Annotated in this window: 15 protein-coding genes; 5 read left to right on the top strand and 10 right to left on the bottom strand. The window is 73.3% G+C overall.

Going from position 1 to position 21142, the window contains the following annotated elements:
• Positions 1 to 123: 123 nt before the first annotated feature.
• The 3 genes from Q7L73_RS08215 to Q7L73_RS08205 are packed head-to-tail and all read left to right on the top strand — an operon-like array spanning position 124 to position 2758.
• Positions 124 to 1845, top strand: a complete 1722-nt coding sequence (locus Q7L73_RS08215) for a serine/threonine-protein kinase (protein WP_304688379.1) — start codon at positions 124 to 126, stop codon at positions 1843 to 1845.
• A gap of 47 nt (positions 1846 to 1892) precedes the next feature.
• The gene (locus Q7L73_RS08210) at positions 1893 to 2333 is read left to right on the top strand and encodes a hypothetical protein (protein ID WP_304688377.1); all 441 of its coding nucleotides are present in this window, start codon (positions 1893 to 1895) and stop codon (positions 2331 to 2333) included.
• Positions 2330 to 2758, top strand: coding sequence for a CoA-binding protein (locus tag Q7L73_RS08205; RefSeq protein ID WP_304688375.1), 429 nt, complete (start codon positions 2330 to 2332; stop codon positions 2756 to 2758). The genes Q7L73_RS08210 and Q7L73_RS08205 overlap by 4 nt, the downstream gene beginning before the upstream one ends.
• Before the next feature lie 45 nt (positions 2759 to 2803).
• On the opposite strand, the gene Q7L73_RS08200 is transcribed toward Q7L73_RS08205, so the two are convergent.
• Positions 2804 to 4159 (bottom strand): S8 family serine peptidase, encoded by a 1356-nt coding sequence (locus Q7L73_RS08200; protein ID WP_304688374.1) that lies wholly within the window; start codon positions 4157 to 4159, stop codon positions 2804 to 2806.
• A 170-nt stretch (positions 4160 to 4329) separates the two neighbouring features.
• Between Q7L73_RS08200 and Q7L73_RS08195 the strand changes: the two genes are divergently transcribed.
• Positions 4330 to 8034 (top strand): Ig domain-containing protein, encoded by a 3705-nt coding sequence (locus Q7L73_RS08195; RefSeq protein ID WP_304688372.1) that lies wholly within the window; start codon positions 4330 to 4332, stop codon positions 8032 to 8034.
• A 29-nt stretch (positions 8035 to 8063) separates the two neighbouring features.
• Here the strand turns inward: Q7L73_RS08195 and Q7L73_RS08190 are convergent, their stop codons facing one another.
• The 3 genes from Q7L73_RS08190 to Q7L73_RS08180 are packed head-to-tail and all read right to left on the bottom strand — an operon-like array spanning position 8064 to position 11969.
• Positions 8064 to 9686 (bottom strand): AMP-binding protein, encoded by a 1623-nt coding sequence (locus Q7L73_RS08190; RefSeq protein ID WP_304688369.1) that lies wholly within the window; start codon positions 9684 to 9686, stop codon positions 8064 to 8066.
• Positions 9683 to 10462 carry a crotonase/enoyl-CoA hydratase family protein gene (locus tag Q7L73_RS08185; RefSeq protein WP_304688367.1) on the bottom strand — a complete coding sequence of 260 codons (780 nt, stop codon included), beginning with the start codon at positions 10460 to 10462 and terminating at the stop codon, positions 9683 to 9685. Before Q7L73_RS08185 ends, Q7L73_RS08190 begins: the two co-directional genes overlap by 4 nt.
• On the bottom strand, positions 10455 to 11969 hold the full coding sequence (locus tag Q7L73_RS08180) for a hypothetical protein (protein ID WP_304688366.1): 1515 nt from the start codon (positions 11967 to 11969) through the stop codon (positions 10455 to 10457). The genes Q7L73_RS08185 and Q7L73_RS08180 overlap by 8 nt, the downstream gene beginning before the upstream one ends.
• Before the next feature lie 90 nt (positions 11970 to 12059).
• Here Q7L73_RS08180 and Q7L73_RS08175 point away from each other — a divergent pair, with 90 nt between their 5' ends.
• The gene (locus tag Q7L73_RS08175) at positions 12060 to 12692 is read left to right on the top strand and encodes a TetR/AcrR family transcriptional regulator (RefSeq protein WP_304688363.1); all 633 of its coding nucleotides are present in this window, start codon (positions 12060 to 12062) and stop codon (positions 12690 to 12692) included.
• A 100-nt stretch (positions 12693 to 12792) separates the two neighbouring features.
• On the opposite strand, the gene Q7L73_RS08170 is transcribed toward Q7L73_RS08175, so the two are convergent.
• The 6 genes from Q7L73_RS08170 to Q7L73_RS08145 form a co-directional block, all read right to left on the bottom strand.
• Positions 12793 to 14628, bottom strand: coding sequence for an alpha/beta fold hydrolase (locus Q7L73_RS08170; RefSeq protein ID WP_304688361.1), 1836 nt, complete (start codon positions 14626 to 14628; stop codon positions 12793 to 12795).
• Positions 14625 to 15710, bottom strand: a complete 1086-nt coding sequence (locus Q7L73_RS08165; protein WP_304688360.1) for a S1 family peptidase — start codon at positions 15708 to 15710, stop codon at positions 14625 to 14627. Before Q7L73_RS08165 ends, Q7L73_RS08170 begins: the two co-directional genes overlap by 4 nt.
• 301 nt (positions 15711 to 16011) lie before the next feature.
• Entirely contained in the window at positions 16012 to 18096 is a 2085-nt protein-coding gene (locus Q7L73_RS08160) for a bifunctional aldolase/short-chain dehydrogenase (protein ID WP_304688358.1), read from the bottom strand.
• Complete coding sequence (locus tag Q7L73_RS08155) at positions 18093 to 19304, bottom strand: L-rhamnose isomerase (RefSeq protein ID WP_304688356.1); 1212 nt, start codon at positions 19302 to 19304, stop codon at positions 18093 to 18095. The genes Q7L73_RS08160 and Q7L73_RS08155 overlap by 4 nt, the downstream gene beginning before the upstream one ends.
• Positions 19304 to 20836 (bottom strand): rhamnulokinase family protein, encoded by a 1533-nt coding sequence (locus Q7L73_RS08150; RefSeq protein ID WP_304688354.1) that lies wholly within the window; start codon positions 20834 to 20836, stop codon positions 19304 to 19306. The genes Q7L73_RS08155 and Q7L73_RS08150 overlap by 1 nt, the downstream gene beginning before the upstream one ends.
• Positions 20829 to 21140, bottom strand: coding sequence for an L-rhamnose mutarotase (locus tag Q7L73_RS08145; protein WP_304688352.1), 312 nt, complete (start codon positions 21138 to 21140; stop codon positions 20829 to 20831). The genes Q7L73_RS08150 and Q7L73_RS08145 overlap by 8 nt, the downstream gene beginning before the upstream one ends.
• Between the last annotated feature and the right edge of the window lie 2 nt (positions 21141 to 21142).

Below are 21142 nucleotides of genomic sequence, written 5' to 3'. Positions count from 1 at the left end.
GAGCAGGACCGCGCCGAGCGGCGCCTGTTCATCCGCCAGCTGATGCTGATCCTGCTGATCGCGATCGTCATCGCGTTGCGTGTCTGGCTCGCGTGAGCGAACCGCCGTATTAGAGTGCGTCCAATGGCAGGGGACGCGCGGATCGGCACCGTCGTGGCAGGTTGCAGGATCATCTCCGTGATCGGCCGGGGCGGCATGGGCGTCGTCTACCTGGCCCAGCACGAGGCGCTCGAGCGGCGCGTCGCGTTGAAGCTGCTGTCGCCCGAGCTCGCCCAGGATCCGGAGTTCCGCGAACGCTTCCAGTCAGAGGCGCGAATCGCCGCTTCGCTCGACCATCCCAACGTCGTGCCGATCCACGACGCCGGCGAGAGCGACGGCGAGCTCTACATCGTCATGCGCTGGGTCGACGGTCTCGACCTGCGCGCACTGCTGCGCGAGAACGGCGGAACGCTGCCGGTAGAGAGCGCGGTCGCGCTCCTGACCCAGGTCGCAGACGCGCTCGACGCCGCTCACGCGCGCGGGCTCGTGCACCGCGATGTCAAGCCCGCGAACGTGCTCGTGACGGCCTCGCGCGAGCACGCCTACCTGTCCGACTTCGGCCTCACCAAGCTCGTCAGCGCCTCGTCGTCCGGGCTCACGCGCACCGGTCAGTGGATCGGAACGATCGACTACGTCGCGCCCGAGCAGATCGAGGGTCGCCGGCTCGACGCGCGCACCGACGTCTACGCGCTCGGCTGCCTGCTGTTCCAGGCGCTCACCGGCTCGGTCCCGTTTCCGCGCGAGCACGAGATCGCGAAGGTGTGGGCCCACGTCAACGCCGACCCGCCGTCGCTGTCAGAACACGCGCCCGAGCTGCCGCGGGCGCTCGGGACCGTCCTGAGCAGAGCGCTGGCGAAGGATCCAGACGCGCGCTACGCCTCTGCCGGAGGGCTCGCGCGTGCCGTGCTCGCCGCGGTGCAGGACCGCGAGCTGCCCGCTGACGATCGCAGCGTCGCGATCGGCGCCGCCGCACCGGTATCCGCCGACGATGTGGAGCCGACGTCCGATGACGATGCGCCGCCGGAGGAGGACGGGGCGACGGCTGTGCTGCCACAACCGCACGCCCCAGCCAGCGCAGTCGATGCGACGCTGCGCAAGCCGCTGCTGCCGCCTTCGCCCGCGGCGCGCAAGCGCTCGGCGCGAACGCCGGTGCTGCTCGCACTCGTCGCCGTCTTGCTCGTCGTCGGCGGCGTCACCGCGCTTGCGCTCCGCGGCAGCCCGTCCGACCTCGCGGAGACGGTCGCCGCGACTCAACCTGCGACGAGACGTCCTGCCGTCGCCGCGACGACGCCGTCGCGCGACGACCAGCGAACCACCGCGGCCGCTGCGAGAGCGCCCCGCAAACGCACGCGCACGGTTACGGCGGCAGCGCCGCCGGCGGCCCCAGGACCGCCCGCTGAGTACGCGTTCCACAGCGGTCTCGACTACAGCGTCGAGCGGCCGCGCGGCTGGTCCGAGGTCAAGACCGACGTGACGGAGAGCGACGATCCCCCGCGGTACCGCTCCGAGTGGTCGAGCGACGAATGCGGGTGCGCTGTCGTCATCGACTGGATGCCGGGGTACGGCTTGAGCGCGATCCAGAACGCACGCGAGGCCGAGGGCGGCGAGATCCGCCCGGCCTCGGTCGGCGTGTTCAGTGACGTCGCGTTGCGCACCGCCAGCAGCGGAGACCTCCACACGGCGACGTACTACGCCTCCTACGGCAGCGGCAATCTGGCCGTGCGCGCCGAAACGAAATCGGCGGCTACGGCGCTGGCAATCGCCGACCACGTGGCGGGAACGCTGCTGATCTACGGCGGAGACTGAACCACGCCCCGCGTCGACCGTCCCGCCGAGCGGGTAGCGTGAAGGCCATGTGGGTCGCCTGGCTCTGGAAACTGCTGAGGAACAAGCGCTTCCGCGCGTGGCTGCTGGCGACCGCCGGGCCGAGAGCGCTGGCGCTGTTCCTCGTCTGGATCGAGCGCGTCAGGCACCGGCAGGTCGCGATCGGCGAGGCGCGGCAGATCGACGGGATGTTCAGCGCCGCGATCATCGACGGCGAGCGGCACGTCGTCGTGTGGAAGGACGGCGAGCCGATCTCCTCCTACCCGCCGGTCGAGGGCGACCTGGCGCGGAAGCTGAGAACGCACGCGCGCAGAGACCTGACGCGACCCGAGGACCTGCCGGTCAGCAGAGCGCGCAGATGGGCGGGCGAGGCGGCGAGACGCCTGCGCGGCGGCGCCCACGAGGTCAGCGAGACGGCCCGCGGCGGCGCCGACAAGGTCAAGCAGCTGCTGCCGGGCAGAAGAGCATGAGCGGCGGCTTCGCCAACCCCGGCGACGACGTCATCCGCGAGCTGCTGGCGACGCCGCGCACGTGGGCGGTCGTCGGCTGCTCGCCGCGCGCCAGCCGCGACAGCCACCGGATCGCGGCGCTGCTGCAGTCGCGCGGCAACCGGATCGTGCCGATCAACCCGGCCGCGCTGGAGATCCTCGGCGAGCGCGCCTATCCGACCCTGGCCGACGCGCGCGAGCAGGTCGAGATCGACGTCGTCGACGTCTTCAGGCGCTCGGAGGAGGCCGGCGAGCACGTCGACGAGGCGGTCGCGATCGGCGCCTCGGTCGCCTGGCTCCAGCTCGGCGTGATCGACGCCGAGGCCGCCGCGCGCGGCGCCGCCGCCGGCCTGACGGTCGTGATGGACCGCTGCCCGGCGATCGAGTACCGCCGGCTCGCGCTCTGAGCGCCCGCGCGCGGAGCGCCCGCGCGACGAGGCCGGCGTGCGCGCCTACCGCAGCCGCGCACTGCCGGCGGTGCAGGCCGGCGTCGCGAGCTGCGGGTCGGTCGCGGCGGCGGCGTTGACGAGGCCGTAGCCGTAGACGCGGTTGGGCGCGGCGAGGCCCAGTCTCGTCGCCGTCAGCTTCAGCCGGCACTCGACCTGCGCCGGCGTCGGCGCGGCGCCGAGCAGGCCGCTGGCGATCGTCAGCGCCGCGGCCGCGCTGACGTGCGGTGCCGCCATCGAGGTGCCGCCGAGGCCGAGCAGGCCGAAGCTGGCGAAGCTGCCGTCGTAGGTCTGCTGGACGATGTCGCGGCCGCTGTGCGGAAAGGTGCAGTTGGGGTCGTCGGCGATGTCGGCGTTGTCGCCGCCGCCGGGTGCGACGAGGTCGAGCCCGGGGCCGTCGTTGGAGAAGCTGGAGAGGCAGCCGGCGTCGGTCGTCGCGCCGATCGCGACGGCGACGTCGGTCCGCGCCGGGTAGGCGACGCGCTGCTGCGCCTCGTTGCCGGAGCTGGCGATCACGAGCGCGCCGCGGCGGTCGGCGTCGTGGATCGCGTCGACGATCCCCGGTATCTCGGAGGCGCGCACGCTGCCGGAGAACTCGAGGCTGAGGTTGATCACGCGCGCGCCATGGCGCGCCGCCCAGCGGATCCCGCGGGCGATGTTGACGGCGTCGCCGTAGCCGTAGCCGTCGAGCACGCGCACCGGCATGATCGAGGCGCCCCAGGCGAGGCCGGTGACGCCGACCGCGTTGCCGGGCGTCTCGGCGATCGTGCCGGCGACGTGGGTGCCGTGGCCGGCGCGGTCGCGGTCGAGCGGGAAGCGGTTGCCGGCGACGAAGTCGTAGGGAGCGACGAAGCGGGTCGCGGCGAAGTCGCTCGAACGGCGGAAGCGGCGCCAGTCGCGGTAGGCGATGCCGGTGTCGAGCACGGCGACGCGGACGCCGCGGCCGCCGGGCGCGACGGCGGCGACGTTGGCCCACGCCTGCGTCGCCTGCACGCCCCACGGGCCGAAGAAGTTCCACTGCGTGCCGATCAGCCCGCCGAGCCGCGGCAGGCCCGGGTCGTTCAGCGGCTCGGCCAGCTGCGAGGCGTGCGCGACCGGGTTCGGCGCCGCCCAGCGGACGCGCCCCTGGCGCCGCAGCCGCGCGATCGCCGCCCGTTCGCGACCGGGCGCGACGTGCAGCACATGCACGTGCGCGTCGCCGGTCGGCGCCGTGCTCGCGACCGCGCCGGCGCCGGCCGCGCTCGCCGCCCGCGCCGCAGGTCCGGCGCCTGACGCGTAGGCGACCACGACCTCGCCGGGCACGTACGCGGCACGCGCCGCGGCCGCCGCCGGCAGCGTCCCCGCGCACGCCAGCGCAGCCACCGCGACAGTGGCGATTCGCCGCACGATCACTCAAACCCCCGCAATTCGGCCCGACCCTACCAGGGGCTCTCAGCGGGCGTGGAACGTGCCTGGAAAGGAGCTTGAGCGCGCCTGTCTGAAAACGGAGACGGTACTTAAACAATTCCTCAAGCGGTCGATCATCTGGCCACATGACTGGACAAGGACGTCTCTCCACGCCACGGACGGCACGCATCGCGTTGCTGCTGTTCGTCGCGCTGCTCGCGTGGTGCGCGCAGCGCGTCCCGGCCGCGACCGCCGCGCCCACGGCGCCGCCGGTCTGCGCCCCCGCCGACTGCCCCGCAGCCGGCGCTCCGCAGGTGATCACGCTCGGCAGCCCGGCTGGCGCGGCCAAGCGCGGCGCCAAGGCGCGCCCCTCGCGCCTGGTCGTCAAGCTCAGCGGCGGCACCAGCGCTCGTCGCGCGTACGTCGTCAGCCCGAGCGGCAGACGCTGGCGGATCGCCAGATCGCGCACCTTCAAGCCGAAGGTCTTCGGCCGCTGGACCGTCACCGGCAACCGCATCGCCGGCACGTCCACCGTCACCTTCCCGCAGTACCGCAGCACGATCGTGAAGGTCCGCAAGGGCGGCCGCGGCACCGCGCACGTGCGCTGGGTCCAGCGGGTCTCGAACACGACCCGCGTCGCGCAGCCGTCGGCGATCACCTCGTCGGTCAAGACGAACGGCACCTACACCGTCACGCTCGACGACCCGAACAAGAGAGTCGCCGTCGGCGACACGCTCGCGGCCGGTCCCGGCAAGGCAACCCCGCAGGGCCTGCTGATCGTCGTCGCGTCGGTCAACCGCAGCGGCGACAGCGCGACCGTCACCGGCACGCAGGCGCCGCTGTCGGCGATCGGCCCGCAGGCGCGCATCAGAGTCGAGCCGCAGCTGCAGGTCGGCCCCGGCAAGCTCGGCGCCAAGTCGTCGGTCGCGCAGCAGCCCGAGGGCGGCGTCGACAAGCCGTACAGATGCTCCGGCGGCGTCGACGCGTCGATCAAGGGCTCGCTCGGCCTCTCGGCCGGCGCCGAGATCGGCATCTCGTGGGGCGGCCTCTGGCATCCGCTGACGATCGAGGCGATCGCGGTCGCGCGCCTGCAGCAGTCGTCGCAGCTGGCGCTGCGCGTCTCCGGCAAGGCCAAGTGCGAGCTCGACGTCGACCTGCTCAGCAGACCGATCCGCTACAGCCCGATCACCTTCTCGGTCGGCCCCGTGCCGGTCGTGATCACGCCGAAGCTCAACTTCCACGTGATCGCCGAGGGCTCGGTCGAGGGTGCCGTCAGCACCAGCGTCCGCCAGGCGATGGACGCGCGCGTCGGCCTGCAGTGGGACGGCAAGAAGCTGATCCCGGTCAAGTCGCTCGACAACGACTTCAGATTCACCCCGCCGGAGCCGGAGTTCAACGCCGGCATCATGGCCGGCATCGGCCCCAAGCTGATGTTCGACGTCTACGAGGTCGGCGGCCCGTACCTGACCGCCGAGGCGCTGATCAGATTCGACGTCGACTCGACCAGAGATCCGTGGTGGCGTCTGTCGGGCGGCTTCCAGGCCGGCGCCGGCATCGCCTTCCAGGTGTGGAGATTCAGCTTCGACAGAAACGTCCCCGACCTCTTCTCGAAGGACTGGACGATCGCCAAGGCGAGCGGCTCCGCGCCGCCGCAGGTGTCGACCTCGACGCTCCCCGACGCGGTCGCCACGCGCGCCTACAGCCAGACGCTGGCCGCGATCGGCGGCACCAGACCGTTCACCTGGAGCGTCACGAAGGGCAGCCTCCCGGCCGGCCTGACGCTCAACCCGTCGAGCGGTCAGATCAGCGGCACGCCGACCTCCGCCGGCGTCTCCGCCTTCACCGTCACCGTCACCGACAGCAAGAGAAAGACGGCGACGCGCGACCTGCGGATCGCGGTCGCCACCCCGCCCGCGGCGATTACGACGGCCTCGCTGCCGAACGCGACCGCCGGCAAGCCGTACACGACGGCGCTCGCCGGCAGCGGCTCGTCCGCGCCGTACCGCTGGGCGATCAGCGCCGGCAACCTGCCGGCGGGCGTGACGCTCGACGGACAGACCGGCACGATCTCCGGCATCCCGAGCAGCGTCGGCACCGGCTCGTTCACGGTCGAGCTGACCGGCGCCGACGGCCAGAAGGCATCGCGCGCGCTGTCGATCGCGGTTGACGCCGCGGCGCTGTCGGTGCCCGCGCAGACGCTCCCGGCGGCGACCGTCGAGAGCGCCTACAGAGCGACCCTGAACGCCGACGGCGGCGTCGCGCCGCTGACCTGGGCGATCACCGCCGGCAGACTGCCGGAGGGCCTGACGCTGTCGGCCGACGGCGTCGTCAGCGGCTCGGCGACCGCGCCCGGCGAGAGCGGCTTCACCGTCACGGTGACCGACGCCGTCGGCACGAGAGCGACGCGCGAGCTGACGATCAGAAGCGCCTACCCGGCCTTCTCGCTCGGCACGCAGTCGCTGCTCTCGCCGATGGCCGGCCAGTCGTACAGAGCGCAGCTGAGAGCGACCGGCGGCGGCAGCCCGATCACCTGGGCGGTCACCGGCGGCACGCTCCCGGCCGGTCTCTCGCTGGCGACCGACGGCGCGATCAGCGGCACCGCCACGACCGAGGGCGACGCGATCTTCACCGTCGAGGCGACCGACAAGTTCGGTCAGAGAGCGACGCTGGAGATCAGACTGACGGTCGTCCCGAACGCGCTCGAGGTGCTCTCCAGCGCCTTCGGCGGCAGAGTCGGCACCGCCTTCGCCGAGACGCTCGAGGTGCGCGGCGGCAGAGCGCCGTTCACCTGGACGGTCGCCAGCGGCTCGCTGCCGGCCGGGCTCACGCTCGACAGAGCGACCGGCGCGATCGGCGGCACGCCGACGGCGTCGGGCAGCAGAAGCGTGACGTTCCAGGTCAGCGACGCCGACAGCGTCGTCGCCAGAGGCACGGTCACGTTCACGATCGCCGGCAACACGGCGCAGTACCTGCGCTCGGTCTCCTGCGCCGGGGACTCGTGCACCGCGCTCGACAACAGAGGCGGCGTCGTCACGTACGACGCGACCAGCACCAGATGGGGAGACCGCATCCAGCTCCCGGCCTGGACCACGACCGACGGCGTGATCGGCTGCGCCGCCGACGGCTCCTGCCTCGTCGTCGACAACGCCGGCAAGGCGTACACGCGCGTGGACGGCACCTGGAGCGTTGGCCCGACCGTCACCGACGGCCTCTCGATGTACTACGGCAAGATGGTCTCCTGCGTCAGAGCCGACTTCTGCATGTTCGCGGGCAAGAGCTCCGCCAACAGAGCGGCGATCTGGACCTGGAACGGCAGCGCCTGGAGCATCAGAACGTTCCCGGCCGGCGAGGGCTCCGACAACCAGATGACGTCGGTGCAGTGCGTCACGGCGACCAACTGCGTCGCGGCCGTCGGCTCGCGCCAGTCGATCACCAGATGGAACGGCGTCAACTGGACCGCGGAGGAGTCGCTGACGTCGAGAATCAGCTACGTCCAGCAGGTCGCGTGCACCCCCGGCGGCAGATGCGTCGCCGGCGGCACGTTCGGCGACTACACGCTGTTCGACGGCTCCAGCTGGAGCGCCGGAAGAGCGGCCGGCGGCCGGCCCGCCTATCCGATCAGCTGCGCGCCGACCGGCTCGTTCTGCATGTTCGCCGGGCTGGAGAGCTCGGCCAACATCTACACGTGGACGGGCAGCGGCTCGCCGAGCGCGGCGTACCAGCCGGCGTCCGGCCTCGCGTTCGCCGGCTCGTGCGCGTCGAGCACGCTGTGCGCCTCGATCGGCGACAGAAGAGCGGTGCGCTGGAACGGCACCGCCTGGGTCGAGGACGGCGAGATCTCGTTCGCCTGACCTGACCCGCTCACGCCTGGACCGACCGCCTACGCGGGGTCGGTCCAGGCGGCCAGCTGCCGCTTGAGCACCTTCCCGGTCGGATTGCGCGGCAGCTCCGCCAGCACCACCACCTCGCGCGGGACCTTGTACCGCGCGAGGTTGGCACGGACGTGCGCCTGCAGCGCCTCGCCGTCCACCTGCGCCCCCTCCGCGAGCACGACGAACGCCCGCAGCCGCTGGCCGAACTGCTCGTCATCGACGCCGATCACGGCCGCCTCGAGGACCGCGTCGTGCGCGACCAGCAGGTCCTCGACCTCGCGCGGGAAGACGTTCTCGCCGCCGGAGACGATCATCTCGTCGTCGCGGCCGTCGACGAACAGCCGCCCACTCGCGTCGAGGTGGCCGACGTCGCCGGTCGACATGCGGCCGTCGACCTCCGCCTTGCGCAGCGCACGGTCGGTGTAGCCCTCCATCCGCAGCCGCGAGGCGACGAAGATGCGGCCGGTCGCGCCCTGCGGAAGCGGCCGGTCGTGCTCGTCCAGCAGCAGCAGGTCGGTCCCCATCGGCGGCCGGCCGGCGGTGCCGGGCGCGGCGCGCAGGTCGGCCGGCGTCGCGATCGTCGCCCAGCCGGTCTCGGTCGAGCCGTAGAAGTTGAGCACGACGTCGCCGAAGGCGTCCATCGCGCGCGTCGCGAGGTCGCCGGGGATCGCCGAGCCCGACAGCGGCAGCGCGCTCAGCGAGGAGAGGTCGTGGCGGGCGCGTGTCTCCGGGGGCAGCTGCATGATCCGCTGGAGCATCGTCGGCACCAGCACGATCGAGTCGACGCGACGGGCGGCGGCGACGCGCAGCAGCTCCTCCGGCTCGAAGCGGCGCTGCAGCACGACCGTCGCCGGCAGCGCCAGCGCGAGCGTGAGGTGCAGCAGCCCCCAGCCGTGGAACAGCGGCGCCGCGATCAGGTGGGTCTGCCCGGCCTTCAGCGGGATCCGGTCGAGGATGCCGGCGACGGCGGAGATCGGCGCGCCGCTGCGGGCCGCGCCCTTCGGCGTGCCGGTCGTGCCGGAGGTGAGGATCACGAGCTTGCCCGGCTGGGCGGGCGGCGCGAGCGGCCCGCCGCCTGGCCGCTGCGCCAGCCGCTCCAGCGCCAGCGGGTCGTCGTCGCGCGCGCCGTGGCCGACGAAGCGGCGGCCCGGGAGCGCGTCGGCGGGCAGCAGCGCGTCGAACTCGGCGTCGGCGATCAGCGCCTTGCCGCCCTCCCGCTCCAGCGTCCCGAGCAGCTGCGGGCCGGCGAAGTCGGTGTTGAGGAACAGCATCGTCAGGCCGGCCTTCGAGCAGCCGAGCATGCCCTCGACGAAGGCGCGGCCGTTGCGGCAGAGCAGGCCGACGGCGTCGCCCTCGCGCAGGCCGGAGGCGCGCAGCCCGTGCGCGATCGCGTCGCTGCGACGGTCGGCCTCGGCGTAGGTGAGCGTCCCCTCGTCGTCGTGCAGGAAGGGCTGGTGCGGTCGCGAGCGGGCGGCCGCGACGAAGCCGGCGATCGGCACGTGGCCCCAGGCGCGCAGCGCCTTCACGCGCTGCACCAGCTCGCCGACGCGGGGCGTCACTATCCCCGCCGCCGCCAGCGCTCTCGCGCCGCGGCCGAGGTCGCCGACGGCGCGCAACGACGGGACGTTCATCGCGCCTGCCAGACCGGGTCGCGCTTCTCGGCGAAGGCGACGGCGCCCTCGCGCGCGTCGGCGCTGATGATCACCGGGCCGGCGATCTCGCCCTGGCGCGCCCAGAAGTCGTCGCCGTCCCAGGCGTCCTGCTCGTCGAGGATCCGCTTCGTCGCGCGCAGCGCCAGCGGCGCGTTGGCGGCGATCCGCTGCGCCAGCTCCAGCGCCGCGTCGAGCGCGCTCCCGTCGTCCACGAGCTGGTTGACGAGCCCCAGCTGCGCCGCCCGCTCGGCGTCGATCGGCGCGCCGGTCAGCGCCAGCTCCTTCGCGATCCCGCGCGGCACGCGGCGCGCGAGCTGGCGCAGCCCGCCCGCGAGCGCGACGAGTCCGCGCCGCACCTCCGGCACGCCGAACGTCGCGGAGCGACCGGCGACGATCATGTCGCAGGCGACCGCGATCTCGAAGCCGCCCGCCAGCGCCGGCCCCTCGACGGCCGCGATCAGCGGCTTGTCGGACGCCTTCTGCGTGATGCCGGCGAAGCCGCGCACAGCGACGCCCGGGAACTCGCCGCGCGCGAACGCCTTCAGGTCCATGCCGGCGCTGAAGCACCCGCCGGCGCCGGTGACGACGCCGACCGAGAGCGTGTCGTCGCGGTCGAGCTCGTCCATCGCGGCGGCGACCAGCTCCGACATCTCGCGGTTGAAGGCGTTGCGGACCTGCGGCCGCTCGAACGTGACGAGCTGGACGGCGCCGCGCCGCTCGACGCGGATCGGCGGGGTGCTGTCGGTGTCAGGCATGCGTGGCCTCCTGGACGAGGTCGAAGCTGCGGTCGGCGTGGAGCGCGACGCGGGCGCCGAGGAAGCCGTCCCCGCTCATCGCCGCCATCACCGCAGGGTCGTCGGTCTTGGCGAGCGCGCGATCGCCGGCCTCGGTCAGCGCGAAGAGGATCCCGTAGGCGGGCTCGCCGGCGCGGTCGCAGATCAGCGTGCAGGTCTCGGCGACCGCGGTCGTCTCGGCCGGCGCGATCACGCGCCGCGGCGCGGGCGTCGCCGGCGCCGGCTGCAGCGACGCGAACGCGCGTCTCGGCGGCTGGTTGCCGTAGAGGCCGAGCGCGTGCTTGGTCGCGTACCAGCCGAGCGCGGTCGCGAGCCCGTGCGTGCCCGGCTCGGCCTCCCGCAGCCGGCGCGCGACGGCCGCGATGCCGTGCGTCGCGTAGTTGTTGCCGGGGCCGCCGAAGAAGGTCAGGCCGCCGGTGCTGGTGAGCGGCCGCGCGGGATCGTCGAGCGGCAGCCCCAGCTCGCGCGCCGCCAGTTGCACGGCCGCCGGGAAGCAGGAGTAGAGGTCGATCGGGCCCAGCTCCTCGGCGCGCACGTGGGCGCGCGTGAAGAGCGCCTCGCCGCAGGCGCGGATCGCCGGCGAGCGGTGCAGCTCGCGCCGCTCGGATATGAACCACTCGTCGGTCGCGCGGGCGCCGGCGTGGACGAACACCCAGCGGTCGCGCGGGACGCCGAGCGCGGCCGCGGCGCCCGCCGAGCAGAGGATCAGCGCGGCGCCCTGGTCGACCTGGATGTTGGCGTTGAGCAGCTTCGTGTACGGGTACGTGACGCGGCGGTTGCCGGCGCTCGCGGTCGCCAGCTCCTGCGCGCTGCGCGCCTGCGGTCTTCCCCACGCCGCCGGCTGTCTCGTCGCGACCTCGCTGAAGCGCGACCACAGCCGCGCGGCGCGGTCGAGCTGCTGCGCCGGCGTGCGGCCGGCGGCGTGGCCGATCGCGTTCTCGATCAGCGGGTAGGCCATGATCGGCGCGATCATCCCGACGGCGTTCTCGGCCGCGGTGCTGGCGGGCCTGTCGGCTTCCAGCGTCTCGCCCGGCTCGCGCGCCGGGTCGGCGGCCGGCCAGCCGGGCGTCCGGCCCTGCTTCGCCAGCCGCGCGACGGTGCTGAGCGCCTCGGCGCCGCAGACGATCGCGGCGTCGATCCGGCCGGCCTGGATCCGCTCCGCGAGCACGTTGACGAGCAGCTGCGGGCCGTTGCCGCCCTGCATGCTGGAGCGCAGCGTCGGCAGGTCCCCGCGGCCGATCAGCTCCGCGATGCGGCGGCCGGGATCCCCGTCGGTCCAGGCGGCGGACGGGACGGCGCCGACCGCGCCGACGCGGCCGAGCAGCGCGTCGCCGGCGCCCGCGTCGGCGAGCGCGGCGCGGATCGCCTCGACCGCGAGCGCGGCCGGCTCGGTCGGTCCGTCGTCGCCGGGCCGGCGGACGACCTCGCCGACCCCGACGAGCACGGGCAGGTGCGGATCGCGTGACATTGCCCGGATCCTACGCATCTGGAACGCGGTAGTTCAAGTTGAAGGCGCTCGTTCTTGTTGTTTGGGGAGGGGCTGTGCGACGATCAGCCGATGAGCGCCGATCCGGGCCGCGTCTGGGGCGGCATGACCAGCTCCGAGCGCGAGCTGAGGCGGCGCGAGCAGTTCCTCGCGGCGGGGTTGGAGCTGTTCGCCGCGCGCGGCTGGACCGCGACGACCGTGACCGACGTCTGCAGAGAGGCGCGGCTCAGCCAACGCTACTTCTACGAGCAGTTCGACAGCCGCGAGGCGCTCTTCCTGGCCGTCGTCGACCGCGCCGCGGAGCAGATCGAAGCGGTCGTGCAGGCGGCCGCCAACGCTCCCGGCCGTTCGGCCCAGGAGCAGGCCCACGGCGTCCTGAGCGCGCTCGCCGAGCACTTCGCCGCCGATCCCCGCACGGTCCGCGTGACGCTCGTCGAGTCGTTCGCGACGCCGGCCTTCCGCGCCCGTCGCGCCGTCCTGGTCGAGCGCTTCAGCGCGCTCGCCGCCCGCCTGATGGTCGGCCTCGCCCCCGACCCGAGCGCGGTCGACGCGCGCAGCCTCCAGCTCAGCGCCCTGATCGTCTCCGGCGGCATCGCCGAGGCCCTGATCGCCTCCGCCACCGGCCGCGCCCCCGCCGACCCCGACGAGCTCGTCACCCACCTCACCGCCCTCTACACCGCCGCCGCCGCGCTGGCGACCCGCTGACGCCGCCGCTACGACGAACCAGCGCACCGCTTTGCGGAGTGCGCCTCGGATGCCCGTCGACTGCCGGTCCAGACGCGCCTCCGCGGTGTCGTCCTGATCGTCAGCCGAAGCGGGTCACCGCAGGGCGGGCCAGCGCGGCCGGCAGTCTGACCGCGACGGGGCTGCCGTCGATCGTGCCGCGCAGGCGGCCGCGGGCGATCTTCACGCGGCCGCTGTGTCTACCGGAGAGGCGCACGTTCGCGCCGTAGGCGGTCGCCGATCTGATCGTCAGCGTGCCGTCGAGCAGCAGGCCGTCCTGGAGCGCGAATCTGCGCAGCCGGATCGTCGTCGCGAGCGACGGCGGCGTGCGCTTTCCGGTCGCCCAGCCGTCGGCGACGCCAGCCGCGACGCCGCTGCCGCCGCGCGGCGCGCTGACCGCCAGCTCGACCTCGGCATCGCGCAACGACGCGACCACCGCCGCTGCCGTCAGCGCGATCGGTCGCGGCAGGTTCGGCAGCGGGCGCAGGTCGGCCGGCCGCGCGCCGGCGCTCAGCGGCGGCGCCACCGGGCGCGCCTCAGCGCAGGCGTCGCCGTCGACCGTGCGCCCCGCCAGCAGCGCGTCGACCGCGCCGGTCGCGCAGGCGGTCGCCGACCGCAGCACACCGTGGCCGATCCCGGGCGCGAGCACGAGCGTCCCGCCCGGCCAAGCCGCGGCGAGCGCGCGCCCGTTCGCCGGCGGCGTGCGCAGGTCCCACGCACCCTGGAGGATCACGCCCGGCACCGCGGACGGGATCGGCCCGCCCTTGATCGCCCCCGGCAGCCCCGAGAGCGGGAACTCGCTGCAGCCGACGGCGCGCATCAGCCACTGAGCCTGCTTGCCCCACGGCCCGAAGGCCGCCGCCGGCACTGCCGCCAACGCGCTCGACAGGCCGGCCTTGCGCACCGGCGAGTCGGCGCCGTGGGCCCACGGCGGGCGCAGGTCGAGGCAGGCGGTGATGCGGGTCAGGTCGCTGTTGATCGGCGGCGTCCCCTCCGGCCCGGCAGCCGGCGGGCTGCGGCGGGCGAGCGCCCGCCAGTCGCCGCGCGCGGCGTCGTGGAGAGCGACCGGCAGCTGCGCGAAGCGAGCGCTGGTCTCGTCGGCCGGCAGCAGCTCGCGCAGCAGCGTCAGCCCGTCGATCCCCATCTCGCCCTGCTCGCGCTGCGGTCTGCCTCTGTTGAGCCAGACCATCGCGTGCGGCACCATGAACTGGCCTCCGCGCGCTCTCGCGATCACGCTCTTGACGTCGGCGTCGAGCCCGCTCATGCCGCCGGGGCAGCCGCCGTGACGGCAGACGTCGCGCAGCGCCGGCAGCGCGGCGGCGACCGTCTCCTCGCCGAACGAGCTGGGCCCGCCGGGCGCCATCGGCGAGTCGAGCACGAGCCGATCGGCCCGCTCCGGGAAGGTGCGCGCGTACTCGGCCGCGGTCAAGGTGCTGTAGGAGGTGCCCATCAAGGCCAGCCGCTCGACGCCGAGCCCCTGCCGGACCAGCTCGAGGTCGCGCACGTTGTCCGCGGTCGAGTAGTACCGCGAGGTGCCGAGCGGGATCTTCTGCGGTCGGCTGGCGCCGGTGGCGCGCAGGTCGACGAGCACGAGGTCGTAGCCGTTGCGTGCCGTCACCGCCCCGAGCAGGCGTCTGGTCTGCGCCGAGCGCGCGGTCGTCGAGCCGCCCGGCCCGCCCTCCATGTTGACCAGCGCCTTCGCGCGCGGCGGGCCGTCGTGCGCGAGCCGCTCGACGCGCAGCTCGACGGTGCCCGGGGTCGCACCGGAGTGGTCCAGCGGCGCGATCAGCGTCGCGCACTCCCAACCGGCCTGGTCAGGTTCCGCGCAGGGCGCGAACGCGAGCGGCGCAGCGGCGGCAGCCGGCGCGGCCCCCATCAGCGCGAACGCCGCCGACAGCGCGATCGTCTTGAACGTCATCGCTTCACCTCGATCTCCCGCGACCATTCGCTGGTCGAGCCGTACAGCTCGCTCAACCCTCCCGACACCGCGCACGACAGCCTCCAGCCACGCGCGCTCGCCGGCAGCTTCAGCGTCAGCGCGCGGCCTTCGATCCGGCGCTCTCTGGCGCCGCGGCGCGTGAGCCTCCAGACGGTTTTGCGGCGCTTCACCGCGAGCGACCAGCGCACCTCGCAGCGCGCCGTGCCGCCGACGCGCGCCGCGCCGCGCAGCCGTGCGGCCGACAGCGGCCGCGGCAGCTCGTAGCCGCGCTCGGGCGCGTCGAGGAAGCCGCGCAGCGCCGGCACGGAGGCGAAGCCGGCGAGGTCGTCGCTGTGCATCCCGCCGGTGATGACCGAGTTGACGCCGAGCAGCTCCGGCCCGCCGGCGCCCTCGCGCACCAGCCCGCCGCCGGAGTCGCCGAACGAGACGTTCCCTCCGCCGGGCCCCACGAGGCGCTCGGCGCAGATCGCGGTCAGGTTGTTGCCGAAGTCGGACTCGCCGCATTCAGCGGGCGTGTGCATCCGCATCGCGGCGCGTCGCAGCAGCGCCGGTTCGTCGCGTGCCGCGCTGCGATCGCTGGCGCCGAAGCCGTAGGCGTGGACCGGCTCGGCGGGCGCCGCGGCGAAGCCCGCCGCCGCCAGCGGCAACGCCGGCACGCCGAGGTCGCGCGCCGTCTCGACGACCGCGAGGTCGCTGTCGCTCATGTCGCCGCGCAGCTCGTCGATCAGCACCGGCACCCACACGTGCGCGAGCGCGATCCCCTTGCCGGGCGCGCTCTCGGGCCGATCGCTGCCGCTGATGACGAGGTCCCGCCAGGTGCCGCTGTGCTCGACGCAGTGCCGCGCCGTCACCACCCGCCGCGGCCCGACCGCCGTCCCGCTGCATGTGTGGAATCTGCGCTCGCCGGTCTCCGACACGAACGACACCACCCACGGCGCCTGCGCGCTCGTGACCCGCTCACCGTCGACGATCGCGTGCGCCCCCGGGGGGACAAGCCCGGCGAGCGCCAGCAGCCCGCCGACCGCGAGCGCCCCGGTCGTTCCCTTCCTGATCTTGTTCACACCGGATCTCTGCCGGCAGGAAGCGATTCATTACGGCGAGCGCGCGAGCGCTCCGCCCCGCGCCGGGGGAGGCGCGGGGCGGGTGGCTCACGTGCTCGGAGGCCGTCGCGGATGGGGCGAGCGGGCTTCCGGCCTGAGGACCGCGCCGGGATCGAGGGGTGACGCGGGCCTCGTGTGGGGGATCCGGGCTCGCGCGAGACCAAGGGGCGCGAGCCCGGGGTTCGGAGCCGCGCGGCAGACCGGCGCACGCGGCTCCAAGCTCGTATGTCTCCCGCCTGATTCTAGAGCGGGAGGCAGACTCCTAGCGGGAGTACGCCGCCGGCACGCCGCCGTCGACGTTGAGCACGTTGCCGGTCGACTTGCCCGAGCGGACGGGCGAGGCGAAGTGGAGCACCGCCTGGGCGATGTCCTCCGGCAGGATGTTGACCTTCAGCGTCGTGCGAGCGCGGTAGTGCTCCTCGAGCTGGTCGGGGTCGATGTTGTACGCCGCGGCACGCTCCTCGCGCCACGACGAGCCCCAGATTCTCGAGCCCTGCAGGACCGCGTCCGGGTTGACCGTGTTGACGCGGATGCCGGCCGCGCCGCCCTCCTCGGCGAGGCAGCGGGCGAGGTGCAGCTCGGCGGCCTTGGCCGACGAGTAGGCAGCCGCGTTCTTGCCTGCCACGAGCGCGTTCTTGGAGGCGACGAAGACGACGCCGCCGCCGCTGGCCTGACGGCGCAGCAGCTTGAACGCCTCGCGCGCGACGAGGAAGTAGCCGCGCGTGAGGATGTTGTGGTTGCGATCCCACATCTCGACGCTCGTCTCCTCGATCGGCGCGCTGGAGGCGATGCCGGCGTTGGAGACGACGATGTCGACGCCGCCGTAGGTCAGGACGGCCTCGCGGTAGGCGGCCTGGACGCCCTCCTCGCTGGTCACGTCCATCGCCACGCCGAGGCCGGAGTCGCCGTACTCGGCGGCGACGCGCGCCGCGCCGTCGGCGTCGATGTCGGCCGCGACGACGATCGCGTCCTGCGACGCGAGCGCGCCGAGGATCGAGCCGCCGATGCCGCCGGCCGCGCCGGTGACGACGGCGACCTTGCCCTGCAGCTCCTTCGGCGCCGGCGCCTGCGCCAGCTTGTACAGCTCCAGCGGCCAGTACTCGACCGCGAACGACTCGGGCGCCGTCAGCGAGGTGAACGAGTCGATCGCCGAGGCGCCGCCCATCACCTCGATCGCGCGCTGGTAGAGGTCGCGCGCCAGGCGCGCGTCCTTCAGCGTGTTGCCGACCGAGACCATGCCGACGCCCTGGATCAGGACGACGCGCGGATCCGGGTCGCTGAGCTGCTCGCCGTCGTTGGCGTTCGGCGTGAAGTAGTCCTCGACGTACTCCTTGCGGTACGTCGCAGCACCCTCGCGGATGCGCGCGGCGAGCGTCTCGACGTCGTCGGCGGCCGGGTCGTAGTCGACCCACAGCGGCACGCGCTTGGTGCGCACGAGGTGGTCCGGGCAGGCGGCGCCGACCTGCGACAGCGTCGGAGCGTCCGCCGAGGAGACGAACTCCAGCGTCGACGGCGAGGCGTCGACCTGGAGGATCTTCGAGCGCTCGCTGGAGACCGCGCCGCGGATCGCCGGCAGCAGCTCGGCCAGCAGCTCGTCGCGCTGCTCGCCCGAGAGCGGCTCGCGCACCGGGCCGCCGAAGCGGACCTTCGCCTTCGCGGTGACGTAGTCGGCCGCGCGGTTGATCGCCTCGATCGTGTTCGCGTACGACTCCTCGCCGGTCTCGCCCCAGGTGACGAGGCCGTGCTTGGCGAGGATCACGAAGCGGACGCCCTCGCCGCGGGCGGCGAGGCCGACCTGCTTGGCGAGCGTGAAGCCGGGACGGATGTAGGGGACCCAGACGGCCTCGTCGCCGAAGACCTCCTTCACGAACTGCTCGCCGTTGACCGAGCCGGCCAGCATGTTGATCGTGTCGGGGTGGGTGTGGTCGACCTGCGGCGCCGGCACGAACGCGTGCAGCAGCGTCTCGATCGACGAGCGCGGCATGTCGGGCGCGACCTGCGAGCGGCCGAGGTACTCGACCATCTCCTCGTCGCTCATCTCGTCGCGCTCGATCAGCGGCAGGATCTCCTCCAGCCGCAGGCCGGTGAAGTTCTTCGCGCCCATCGTCGCCAGGTCCGAGCCGGAGCCCTTGACCCAGAGCGTGTCGACCTCGCGGCCGGCGTGGTCGATCTCCTTCGACTTCGACGACGTGTTGCCGCCGCCGTAGTTGGAGACCGCGCGGTTGGCGCCGAGCAGGTTCGAGCGGTAGACGAGCTCGTCGAGGCCGCCCTTCGGCGCCTTGGAGGCGTCGTAGAGGCTCTCGGCGCGCGGCGCCACCGGAGTTGCTGTGTCAGTCGTGTGGCTCATGCGCCAAGTCCTCCCGTCGTGGCGGCGGCGTTGCGTCGCGAACCGACGCGCTCCCACCAGTCGCCGTCGCGGAACGCGGCGACGGGGTCGGCCGCCGCGCCCTTCTCCTCACGCACCTTCGCCGTCAGCGGGCGCACGTCGGTCCGGAACGCGTCGAGCAGCAGCTCGTGCGCGCCCAGGACGTCGCCGTTCGCCTGGCGCTCGGCGAGCGCGACGCGATCGACGAGCAGCGCCTTGGCGAAGGCCTCCTGCAGATTGACGACCGAGAGGACCATCCCCTCGATCTTGCTCTCGATGACGAACGCCTGGTCGATCGTCAGCCGCGGCAGCTTCGGCATCGCCGCCAGCTCCGTGTAGATCAGGAACAGCTCGAACGGGTTGACCGAGCCGACGATCAGGTCGTCGTCGCCGTACTTGCGGTTGTTGAAGTGGAAGCCGCCGAGGCGGTCCTCGTCCTCCAGGAAGGCGACGATCTGCTCGATGTTGACGCCCTGCGCGTGGTGACCGAGGTCGACGAGCACCTTCGCCTTCGGGCCGAGCTTCTGGCAGGTCAGCAGTGAGGCGCCCCAGTCGCCCAGCTCCGAGGCGTAGAAGGCCGGCTCGTAGAACTTGTACTCGACCAGCAGCTCCATGTCGGCGTCGAGCGCCGCGTAGACCTCGGCGAGCGACTCGTGCAGACGGCGGCGACGCGCGACGAACGAGTCCTGGCCGGCGTAGTTGGTGCCGTCGGGCAGCCACAGCGAGATCGCGTCGGAGCTGACCTCGCGGGCGATCTCAATGCACTCGAGCATGTGGTCGGTCGCGACGCGGCGGACGGCGGCGTCCGGGTTCGCGAGCGAGCCGAGCTTGAAGCGCTGGTCGCCGAACAGGTTCGGGTTGACGGTGCCGACCTCGAGCCCGAGCGACTCGGCATGCGCCTTCAGCTCGCCGTAGTCGTCGAGCTGGTCCCACGGGATGTGGATCGCGACCGACGGCGTCACGCCGGTGAGGCGGTGGACCTCGGCGGCGTCGTCGAACTTCTCGAACGGGTTGCCCGGCAGGCCCGCCGGCGGGTACGAGCCGAAGCGCGTGCCCGCGTTCGCGTAGCCCCACGACGGCGTCTCGATGCGGTGGTCGGCAAGGCGCTGCTCGATCACCGACACGTCCAGGCCGCGCGCCGTCAGGCGCTCGACCAGGCGGTCGTAATCGACACTGCTGGTGTCAGACATCAGGGGTTGGTTCCTTGGGTCGGTGCAAGGTCGGCAACGGGCGTCAACCCGGTGACGGAGAGGAAGCGCGCGTACAGCTCCTCGTAGGGCGCGCGATCGGAGGAAGGCTCGTAGACGTCGGACGAGAAGGAGGCGCCGACGATCTCGCGGATCTCCTCCAGCGAGGCGACCTTGCCCTGCGCCAGCGCCTGCGTCATCACGTTGCCCAGCGCCGTCGCCTCGATCGGGCCGGCGTGGACGGGACGGTCGAGGATGTCGGCCGCGAGCTGGCAGAGGGTCGCGTTGCGCGAGCCGCCGCCGACGACGTGGACGACCTCGGCGCGGCGGCCGGCGACGCGCTCGATCCGCTCCAGCACGAGGCGGTACTTGCAGGCGAGCGACTCCAGCGCCGTGCGGATCGTCGCGCCGGCGTCGCGCGGCGGCTCCTGACCGCTGCGGACGCACAGCTCCGCGATTCGCGCCGGCATGTCGCCGGGCGGCAGCAGCTCGGGCGCGTCGGGGTCGATCAGCGGCCCGCCGAGCGGGGTCGCCTGCGCCATCCGGTGGAGCGCGTCGTAGTCGTGGTCGACGCCCTCGCGCGCCCACTGGCGGCGGCACTCCTGCACGAGCCAGAGGCCCATCACGTTGCGCAGCAGGCGGATCGTGCCGTCGACGCCGCCCTCGTTGGTGAGGTTGTAGGCGCGCGCCTCCTCGCTCGTGACGGGCGCGTCCAGCTCCATCCCCAGCAGCGACCAGGTGCCGCTGGAGAGGTAGGCGAAGTCCTTGCCTCTGGCCGGCACCGAGACGACCGCCGAGGCGGTGTCGTGGCCGCCGATCGCGATCACGTCGGGGACCGGGTCGAGGCCGGCGTCGGTCGCGATCTCGCTGCGCAGCGGCGCAAGCACGGTGCCGGCGTCGACGAGCGGCGGCAGGATCTGCGCCGGGATCCCGACGCGGACGGCCAGCTCGCGCGCCCAGTCGCCGGTGTGGACGTCGAGCAGCTGCGTCGTGGAGGCGGCGGTGCGCTCGCCGGCGAGGCGGCCGCAGAGCCAGTAGGCGAGCAGGTCGGGGATCGTCGCCAGCGCTCTGGCTGCGTCGAGCTGCGCGCTGCCCTTGTGCGCGGCGAGCTGGAAGATCGTGTTGAACGGCATGAACTGGATGCCGGTCGCGGCGTAGATCTCCTCGGCCGGGATCTCCTCCAGCACCCGCTCCATCACGCCGTCGGTGCGACGGTCGCGGTAGTGGAACGGGTTGCCGAGCAGGTCGCCGTCGCGGTCGAGCAGTCCGTAGTCGCAGCCCCACGCGTCGACGGCGATGCCGTCGATCGGGCCGTCGGCGCGGCGCGCCGCGGCCTTGATGCCGGTGAGGATCTCGCGATGGATCCCGAGCACGTCCCAGTGCAGCCCGTTGGGCAGCCGCACCGGGCCGTTGGGGAAGCGATGGATCTCCTCCAGCTTGACGCGGCCGCTCGCGACCGTGCCGAGCTGGACCCGCCCGGACTCGGCGCCGAGGTCGACCGCGATGTATCGAGCCAGCGCCTGAGCACTACTCAAGGTGAAACACCTCCTCGAGGACGACGAAGTTGTCGTCCGGCCGGCCGCCGGCCAGCTTTGCCATCTCTTGCTGCCAGCGCGTGTTCACGTCCGTCGCCGACATGCGCGCCTGCGCCGCCTCGAAGTCGTCGGTCACGAGGTAGCCGACGATCAGCCCGTCCGACTCGCGCAGGAACAGCGAGTAGTCGCTCCAGCCGGCGGCAGAGAGCGCCTCGCGCATCTCCGGCCAGACGTTCTGGTGGGCCGTCTTGTAGACGTCGAGGTGCTCGACGCTGACGTTGAACGTGAAGCACACGCGTGGCATCG

Origin of the sequence: Conexibacter sp. CPCC 205762 (assembly GCF_030646155.1) — a bacterium.
Taxonomy (GTDB): Bacteria; Actinomycetota; Thermoleophilia; order Solirubrobacterales; family Solirubrobacteraceae; genus Conexibacter.
The sequence above is the reverse complement of the archived record's forward strand: the minus strand, read 5'-3'. Positions and strand labels throughout refer to the sequence as shown.

Excerpts from the sequence above, each read along its gene's own strand:
- Q7L73_RS08215 (WP_304688379.1), top strand. The coding sequence starts at position 124 with ATGGCAGGGGACGCGCGGATCGGCACCGTCGTGGCAGGTTGCAGGATC.
- Q7L73_RS08210 (WP_304688377.1), top strand. The coding sequence starts at position 1,893 with ATGTGGGTCGCCTGGCTCTGGAAACTGCTGAGGAACAAGCGCTTCCGC.
- Q7L73_RS08205 (WP_304688375.1), top strand. The coding sequence starts at position 2,330 with ATGAGCGGCGGCTTCGCCAACCCCGGCGACGACGTCATCCGCGAGCTG.
- Q7L73_RS08195 (WP_304688372.1), top strand. The coding sequence starts at position 4,330 with ATGACTGGACAAGGACGTCTCTCCACGCCACGGACGGCACGCATCGCG.
- Q7L73_RS08190 (WP_304688369.1), bottom strand. The coding sequence starts at position 9,686 with ATGAACGTCCCGTCGTTGCGCGCCGTCGGCGACCTCGGCCGCGGCGCG.
- Q7L73_RS08185 (WP_304688367.1), bottom strand. The coding sequence starts at position 10,462 with ATGCCTGACACCGACAGCACCCCGCCGATCCGCGTCGAGCGGCGCGGC.
- Q7L73_RS08180 (WP_304688366.1), bottom strand. The coding sequence starts at position 11,969 with ATGTCACGCGATCCGCACCTGCCCGTGCTCGTCGGGGTCGGCGAGGTC.
- Q7L73_RS08175 (WP_304688363.1), top strand. The coding sequence starts at position 12,060 with ATGAGCGCCGATCCGGGCCGCGTCTGGGGCGGCATGACCAGCTCCGAG.
- Q7L73_RS08170 (WP_304688361.1), bottom strand. The coding sequence starts at position 14,628 with ATGACGTTCAAGACGATCGCGCTGTCGGCGGCGTTCGCGCTGATGGGG.
- Q7L73_RS08160 (WP_304688358.1), bottom strand. The coding sequence starts at position 18,096 with ATGAGCCACACGACTGACACAGCAACTCCGGTGGCGCCGCGCGCCGAG.
- Q7L73_RS08155 (WP_304688356.1), bottom strand. The coding sequence starts at position 19,304 with ATGTCTGACACCAGCAGTGTCGATTACGACCGCCTGGTCGAGCGCCTG.
- Q7L73_RS08145 (WP_304688352.1), bottom strand. The coding sequence starts at position 21,140 with ATGCCACGCGTGTGCTTCACGTTCAACGTCAGCGTCGAGCACCTCGAC.